At 71.9% G+C, this 7,422-nt stretch carries 6 protein-coding genes and 1 pseudogene; 5 read left to right on the forward strand and 2 right to left on the reverse strand.

The window, feature by feature from the left end; translation table 11 throughout:
• Positions 1-348: transcriptional regulator (locus G6022_RS15625; protein WP_206682390.1), on the forward strand; the 348-nt coding region annotated here is incomplete at its 5' end.
• A gap of 49 nt (positions 349-397) precedes the next feature.
• On the opposite strand, the gene G6022_RS15630 is transcribed toward G6022_RS15625, so the two are convergent.
• Positions 398-4,249, reverse strand: coding sequence for a Pls/PosA family non-ribosomal peptide synthetase (locus G6022_RS15630; protein ID WP_182639375.1), 3,852 nt, complete (start codon positions 4,247-4,249; stop codon positions 398-400).
• A 67-nt stretch (positions 4,250-4,316) separates the two neighbouring features.
• On the opposite strand from G6022_RS15630, the gene G6022_RS15635 reads away from it, so the two are divergent.
• The 3 genes from G6022_RS15635 to G6022_RS15645 all read left to right on the forward strand — a co-directional run bounded on the left by G6022_RS15635 (position 4,317) and on the right by G6022_RS15645 (position 6,410).
• Complete coding sequence (locus tag G6022_RS15635) at positions 4,317-5,141, forward strand: SDR family oxidoreductase (RefSeq protein WP_179524462.1); 825 nt, start codon at positions 4,317-4,319, stop codon at positions 5,139-5,141.
• Between the two features lie 175 nt (positions 5,142-5,316).
• Entirely contained in the window at positions 5,317-5,523 is a 207-nt protein-coding gene (locus G6022_RS15640) for a PspC domain-containing protein (RefSeq protein WP_182639374.1), read from the forward strand.
• A 23-nt stretch (positions 5,524-5,546) separates the two neighbouring features.
• Positions 5,547-6,410 carry a crotonase/enoyl-CoA hydratase family protein gene (locus G6022_RS15645; protein ID WP_179524464.1) on the forward strand — a complete coding sequence of 288 codons (864 nt, stop codon included), beginning with the start codon at positions 5,547-5,549 and terminating at the stop codon, positions 6,408-6,410.
• Positions 6,411-6,539: 129 nt separating this feature from the next.
• Here the strand turns inward: G6022_RS15645 and G6022_RS15650 are convergent, their stop codons facing one another.
• Complete coding sequence (locus G6022_RS15650) at positions 6,540-7,052, reverse strand: inorganic diphosphatase (RefSeq protein WP_179524465.1); 513 nt, start codon at positions 7,050-7,052, stop codon at positions 6,540-6,542.
• A 182-nt stretch (positions 7,053-7,234) separates the two neighbouring features.
• Between G6022_RS15650 and G6022_RS15655 the strand changes: the two are divergent.
• Positions 7,235-7,422 (forward strand): annotated as a pseudogene (locus tag G6022_RS15655) (D-alanyl-D-alanine carboxypeptidase/D-alanyl-D-alanine-endopeptidase); the annotation flags it as partial.

The raw sequence follows: 7,422 nt of genomic DNA on the forward strand, positions 1-7,422 counted from the left end.
GACGCCGCCGCACCCGCCCACGACGGTGCCGCCCCCGATGCAGGCACCCGGCCGGACGGGCACGCGCGGCACCGGCTCGACGAGGTCATCCACGCACCGGTGAGGTTCTCCATCGTCGCCGCCCTGGCGGGGGTCGACGACGCCGAGTTCGCCACGATCCGCGACGCCGTCGAGGTGACCGACTCGACGCTGTCCAAGCAGGTCGCGGTGCTCGAGAAGGCCGGGTACGTCAAAGTCCGCAAAGGGTACGTGGGCAAGCGACCCCGGACCTGGTTGGCGCTCAGTCGCGAGGGGCGCAGGGCCTACGGGTCACACCTGGAGGCGCTCCGCGCGATCGCCGGCGGCTGACACACGCGGGCGCCTCTGCCCTCGTGCGTCCCGCCCGGGTGCGCCCCGCTCAGCCCCGCCAGGGCGCGATCGGGTTGCCCTGCCAGCGGGTGCCCGGGGGGATACGGTCGCCGCGCATGACGAGCGACGCCGGGCCCACGGTGGAGCCGTCGCCGATCGAGGACGCCGGGAGGGTCACACAGTGGCAGCCCAGGGTCGCGCCGTCGGCCATGTCCACCCGGTCGATCTGCATGATGCGGTCGTGGAACAGGTGGGTCTGCACCACGCAGCCGCGGTTGACGGTGACGGCGTCGCCCAGGGAGACCAGGTCGGCCTCGGGGAGCCAGTAGGACTCGCACCACACACCCCGGCCGATGCGCGACCCGAGCAGCCGCAGCATGACGGTGAGGATCGGGGTGCCGGAGGCGGGGCGGGCCATCCAGGGCGCGGCGAGGAGTTCGACGAACGAGTCGGCGACCTCGTTGCGCCACACGAAGGAGGACCACAGGGGTTGTTCGCCCGCGCGGATCCTGCCCACCAGGAGCCACTTGGCCAGCACCGAGACGAACAGGGCCACGAGTCCGGCGTACGCGAGGGTGACCCCGGAGGCCAGCGCCGCGACGCCGAAACCCCATTCCCGGTGGATCTCCTGCATCACGACCAGGACGCTGACCAGCAGCAGGAACGAGAGCCACACGGGGACCAGGCGCAGGGTCTCCCAGGCGCCGCGGGCCACCTTGAGGCGCCGGGGCGGCTGGTAGGTGCGCACATCGCTCTCGCCGTCGGTCACGGCCCTGGGCAATTTCTGCGGCGGTGAACCGAGCCACGAGGTGCCCTTCTTGGCCTTCTGCGGCGCGGAGGACAGCACGGCGACCAGCCCGCGCGCGGGGACCTTGCGGCCGGCGGACGCGATTCCGGAGTTGCCCAGGAACGCGCGTTTGCCGACCTGCGCCTGCTCCAACCGCATCCAGCCCGATCCCAGTTCGTACGGCGCGACCATCGTGTCGTCGGCGAGGAACGCCCCGTCCCGGACGGTGGTGAGCGAGGGGATGAGCAGGACGGTCGAGGCCTCCACGTCCTTGCCGATCCGCGCGCCCAGCGCCCGGAGCCACATCGGGGTGAGCATCGAGGCGTAGAGCGGGTACAGCCAGTTCCGCGAGGCGTCCATGATGCGCTCGCTGCACCAGGCCTGCCACGCGATGCGCGAGTGAACCGGGTGGAACCCCTCCTCGAGGCCCACCGAGAGCGCACGGACCGACACCAGCGTGAGCGCGGCGAACAACGCGAGCGCGAGCAGCGTCCCGGGGACCGACCACAGGGTGGTACTCAGGAACAGCTGGCCGGGGGTCGTGGCGTCCCGCGCCCCCCAGGCCACCACCGCGAGTCCGGCGGCCAGGGCGAGTAGCGGCATCGCGCCGAGGGCCACCGCCGAGAGCTGGTAGATCACGCTCCACACGCGACTGCGGGGTGCGGGTTCGGCCGGCCAGCTCGAGCCCCGCTTGCCCCGCTTGAGGGCGGGTGAGCCCGCGTAGCGCTTCCCGGCCTTGACGGTGCCCACCACGGCGGACCCGATCTCCACGTGCGCGCCGCTGCCGACCACCGCGCCGGGCAGCAGTGTGGACCGGGCTCCCACCACCGCGTTCTCGCCGATCGCCACGGCTCCGATGTGCAGGACGTCGCCGTCGATCCAGTGCCCGGCCAGGTCGACCTCGGGCTCGATGGAGGCTCCGTCGCCCACGGTCAGCAGCCCGGTGACGGGGGGCAGGGTGTGCATGTCCACGCCGTGGCCGATCGACGCGCCGAGAAGCCGCGCGAACGGTGTGAGCCAGCCGGCGCCCTCGAGGTTGGCGACGCCGGAGGCCTCGACCAGCCGTTCGGCCGCCCAGAGGCGAAGGTGCACCGAGCCGCCCCGCGGATAGGTGCCCGGGGTGACCCCGGCCATGAGGACCCGGCAGAGGAGCCCCGTCACCACCGTGCGGCCCGCGGGCAACAGCAGCAACACCGCGAGTATCCCGAGCACCCACCACGAGACCGGGCGCGCCCAGGGCACCCCCACGGAGGCGGCGACGTTGTTGGCGATCCCCAGCCAGGTGAGCCACTGCAGCCCGGTGATCGTCAGCAGCGGGAGGGTCGCCAGGACCTGCACCGTCTGCGCGCCGCGGCCGACGGGCCTGACGTGTCGCGGCTCCACGGCGGCCACCGGCTCGAGCTCGTCGAGATACTCCGCGAAGTCGCCCAGGCGCGGGCGGTCATAGATGTCCCCCACGGTGACGCCGGGAAAGCGCTCCCGGACCGCCACCACCACGTGGGCGGCGGCGAGCGAGCCGCCCCCCAGGGCGAAGAAGTCCTCGTCCACCCCGGAGACGTCGGCGCCGAGGGCCGAGGACCACAGTTCGGCCACCCACGCATCGGTGCCGTCCAGCTCGGTCTCGGCGGCCGAGGTCTGCGCGAGGGGCCACGGCAGGGCCGCGCGGTCGACCTTCCCCGACGTGCGGGTGGGCAGCTCGTCGACCAGGGTCAACCGGGGGACCACACCCGCCGGCAGGCGGTCGCGCAGGATCCCGGCGGCGTCGGCGAGGTCGAAGTGCCCGGGGTCGTCGGCCACGAGGTAGGCCACGAGCACGGACTGGCCCGCGTCGGTCTTCTTGACCGCGGCGGCTCCGGCGTTCACTCCCGGCAGGGCGGACACCGCGGTGTCGACCTCGCCCAGCTCGAGACGGCGTCCACCGATCTTGACCTGGTCGTCCACGCGGCCGGTGAAGTACAGGCCGTCGGCCTCGAGGCGCACGACGTCGCCGGACCGGTAGGCGCGCTCCCACCCGAGGGTCTCCATGGGCGCGTACTTCTCGGCGTCCTTGTCCGGGTCGAGGTATCGGGCCAGTCCGACGCCACCGATCACCAGCTCGCCGGACTCGCCGTAGCCGACAGGCAGTCCCGTGGCGTCGACCACGGCCAGGTCCCATCCGTCCAGCGGCAGGCCGATCGAGACCTCACCCCTGCCGTCCAGCGGCGCCGCGCACGCCACCACGGTGGCCTCGGTCGGCCCGTAGGTGTTCCAGACCTCCCGGCCGTCTCCCGCGAGTCGCGCGGCGAGCTCGGGCGGGCAGGCCTCGCCGCCGAGGATCACCAGGCGGATGTCGGCGAGCATCTCCTCCGGCCATATCGAGGCCAGGGTCGGGACGGTGGAGATCACCGTGATCCCGCGGTCGCGCAGCCACGGGCCCAGGTCGAGCCCGGACTTGACGATCGACCGGGGCGCGGGCACCAGGCACGCCCCGTGTGCCCAGGCCAGCCACATCTCCTCGCAGGAGGCGTCGAACGCCACGGACAACCCCGCCAGCACCCGGTCGCCCGGGCCGAGCGGGGCGCCGGTGAGGAAGATCCGCGATTCGGCGTCCACGAACGCGGCCGCGCTGCGGTGGGTCACCGCCACACCCTTCGGCAGGCCGGTGGTGCCGGAGGTGAAGATGATCCAGCAGTCGTCGTCGACGGTGGGGGCCCGGTGTCGCGACGGGTCGGCCGGACGTCCGGGGTCGGTGACCCGCATCCCCTGGGCGGTGTAGACGGCCGCCACCTGCGCCTGCCCGAACACCAGCTCGGCGCGGTCGGCCGGATCGTCCACGTCCACGGGGACGTACGCCGCCCCGGCGGCGAGGGTCGACAGGATCGCCAGGTACAACTCGACGCCGCCGGAGGGCATGTGGATGCCCACCCGGTCGCCCGCCCCGACCCCCTGCTGCTGCATCCAGCGCGCCGAGGTGTGGATCTCCTCCCACACCTCGCGGTAGCTCAACACGCGCGCTCCGTCGTCGAGGCACGGGGCGTCCGGGTGACCCTGGGCCGCGGAGCCCAGAACGTCCAGCAATGTCCGGGGGCTCGGGGCCTGTGAGCTGCGAAGATACTGCTCAGGGATGGTGTGCACGTGCGGATGCTATCCCGGCCGGGTGAACTTCCCCCCACAGCGTGGGTGGAACTGGTTCTATTAACTCATGTCAGAATCTCTCCAGGGCAAGACCGTCGTGATCGTGGGAGCGGGGCCCGGTTTCGGGCGGACCCTCGCCCTGCGGGCAGCCGAACAGGGGGCGACCGTCGTCGTGGCCGCCCGCACCGCCTCCCGGCTCGACGGGATCGTCGACGAGGTCCGTGCCGCCGGTGGCACCGCGATCGCCGCCGCGGTGGACGCCACGGAGGCCGACTCCGTGCGGGCGTTGCGCGAGACCGTCGCCCAGCACACCGATGCGGTCCACGGCCTGGTCTACAGCGCGTTCGCCGTACCCAGCATGAAGCCGCTGGCCCAGACCGACCACGAGCAGATCTCGCGGGGGATCGACCTCTCGGTCCTCGGCGCGCTCCGCACCACCCAGGAGTTCACCCCGTTGCTCGAGGCGGGCGCGGAGACCCCGGACGCGGAGCAGATCGACGCCGCGCCCGCGAGCAGCTCCGTGGTGATGATGGCCTCGGCCGTCATCCACCATTCCCGCGAGCGCTACGCCGGCTACAAGATCGCCAAGACCGCCCTCGTCGCGCTGGGGCATTCCCTGGCCACCGAGCTCGGACCGCGTGGGATCCGCGTCAACACCGTGGCGCCCGGGTACATCTACGGCGAGACCCTCAAGGGGTACTTCGAACACCTGGCGGGCAAGTACGGCGGGACCGTGGAGGACGTCTACGCCCACACCGCCGAGAAGATGGACCTGCGCCGCCTGCCCGGCGAGCGCGAGATCGTCGACCCGGTGGTGTTCCTGCTCTCGGACGCCGCGTCGGCGATCACCGGCCAGACCCTCACCGTGGACTGCGGCGAGTTCCACACCTGAGGGCGAGTTCCACAGCTGAGTCCGCGCCCGCTCCCGCGTCCCCACCCCGAGGCGCGGTTCAGGGTCGGATTCGGGGTCCGTCCCGGATGTGGCGGACGCTGCGGGGGAGGAGACTGGAGGTCATCGGGGAGAGGTCCCCGGCCACCAATTTCCGACGACGACGAGGTGACACGTCATGACCTACCCTTCAGACTCCCAGCCCAGGCGACTGGCCAGGTCCGAGGACCGCTGGATCGGGGGCGTGTGCGGCGGACTGGCCGACTACTTCGGGCTGGACCCGGTGTTGGTCCGCGTCCTGTTCGTGGCCTCGCTGCTGCTGCCCGGGCCGCAGGTGCTGCTCTACGTGATCCTGTGGTTCGTCATGCCTGACGCCCGCGCCTGAGGAGGCCATGGCAGGCTGAGCGCATGAGCACTCCAGACACCTCAGCCGCGCCCGGTCAGTACTCCTCCGTCCGCATCGAGAAGGGGGTCCGGGACCCGTTCGTCGCGCAGGTGACGCTGATCGGGCCCGGCCCCCACAACGGTATGGGGCCCGACTTCTGGGCGGAGATGCCCCGTGTGATGGCGGAACTCGACGCCGATCCGGAGGTCCGCGCCGCCGTCATCGCCGGTGAGGGCCGGAACTTCTCCTACGGGTTGGATCTGATGGCGATGATGCCGCAGTTCATGGACTTCCTGCCCCAGGACAAGACCCCGGACGCCTCTCGTAACGAGCGGATCCTGGACTTCGTGGAGAACATGCGCCGCGCCATCGACTCGGTGGCGTCGGCCAAGACCCCGACTGTCGCGGCGGTCCAGGGCCGCTGCATCGGGGGCGCCGTGGACCTGATCTCCGCGTGCGACGTCCGCCACGGTGCCGCCGATTCCTCCTACTCGATCCGCGAGGTCAAGGTGGGGATCGTGGCCGACATGGGGTCGCTCGCGCGGCTGCCCCACATCATCGGCCAGGGGCTGACCCGGGAGCTCGCCCTGACCGGACGGGACATCGACGCGGAGACCGCCCTGCGCTACGGGCTGGTCACCCACGTGGCCGAGGACGCCGCCGGCGTGTTGGACTCGGCGCACGCCACCGCCGCCGAGATCGCGGGCAACCCCCCGCTCGTCGTCCGCGGGACCCGCGAGGTGTTGAACCGCGGCATCGAGGGACAGATCTACGAGAACAACCGCTACGTGGCCACGTGGAACGCGGGCTTCCTCGCCTCCGCCGACATGATGGAGGCCATCTCGGCGACGCTGGAGAAGCGCGAGGCCAGGTTCACCGGCCGCTGAGCCCCGGCGCAGACCGCCCGGCACACCCGGCCTCCTGCATCGACAAGAGCGTTCCGCACACCCGCCTCTCGGGCGATGTGTGCGGAACGCTCTTCGCGTCGTTGTGGAACGGGATGCGGCGGGCCGGGGTCAGCCGCGGTTGGGCTCGGCCTTCTCCTCGGGATGCGTGCCGTAGTTCTCGATCCCCTCGGCCACGAGCTTCTCGCCGTGGGCCTTGTCCCGCCACTCGCCGGGGGTGACGTGCTTGCCCGGCTCGAGGTCCTTGTAGTGGAGGAAGAAGTGCTCGATCGCCTTGAGCTCGTACTCCGGGACGTCGTTCACGTCCTGGATGTGCTCCCACCGCGGGTCCAGGGCCGGCACGCACAGCAGCTTGTCGTCGCCGCCGGCCTCGTCCGACATCGTGTAGACGCCCACGACGCGGGAGTTGACGATCACGCCGGGGTACACCGACTCGTCGAGCAGGACCAGCGCGTCGCACGGGTCGCCGTCGTCGGCCAGGGTGTGGTCGATGTAGCCGTAGTCGGCCGGGTAGCCCATCGAGGTGAACAGGAACCGGTCGAGGTAGATCTTCCCGGTCTCGTGGTGGATCTCGTACTTGTTGCGCGAGCCCTTGGGGATCTCGATGGTCACTTCGACGGACACTGGCGTACCTCGCTGATCGGCGTTCTCGGGACCCCGGACGCGCGCCCGGGAATTCGCGTCGAGTGTAGTAGGCCGGTGCGGCACCGGGGGCGCTCGTCGTCAGGTCGCCCGCTAGCGTGGGTGGTTGATGGCCGCTGCCCGGTCGGGTGCGGGGTGAGGCGAGTCCGGGAGGGTGGGGGTCGGTGACCGAACGGCGCGTGTGGCGGGGGCGGGGCCCGGCGTGGCGGATCGGGGTCGTCCTCGTCACCGTCGCGCTGCTGGTGGCGGGCCTCGTGGTGGCGGCACTCCTCACCGATGTCGAGGGGGAGCTGCGTGCCGGCCGGGACGTGTCCGCGTCCGCCTCGCCCCCGCCGTCGCCCGGACTCGTGGC

Origin of the sequence: Dietzia sp. Cai40 (assembly GCF_014145165.1) — a bacterium.
GTDB classification, from domain to species: Bacteria; Actinomycetota; Actinomycetes; order Mycobacteriales; family Mycobacteriaceae; genus Dietzia; species Dietzia natronolimnaea.

What these genes read in the sequence shown, in the direction of transcription:
- G6022_RS15640 (WP_182639374.1), top strand. Translation starts at nt 5,317, where the DNA reads ATGACCTACCCTTCAGACTCCCAGCCCAGGCGACTGGCCAGGTCCGAG.
- G6022_RS15635 (WP_179524462.1), top strand. Translation starts at nt 4,317, where the DNA reads ATGTCAGAATCTCTCCAGGGCAAGACCGTCGTGATCGTGGGAGCGGGG.
- G6022_RS15645 (WP_179524464.1), top strand. Translation starts at nt 5,547, where the DNA reads ATGAGCACTCCAGACACCTCAGCCGCGCCCGGTCAGTACTCCTCCGTC.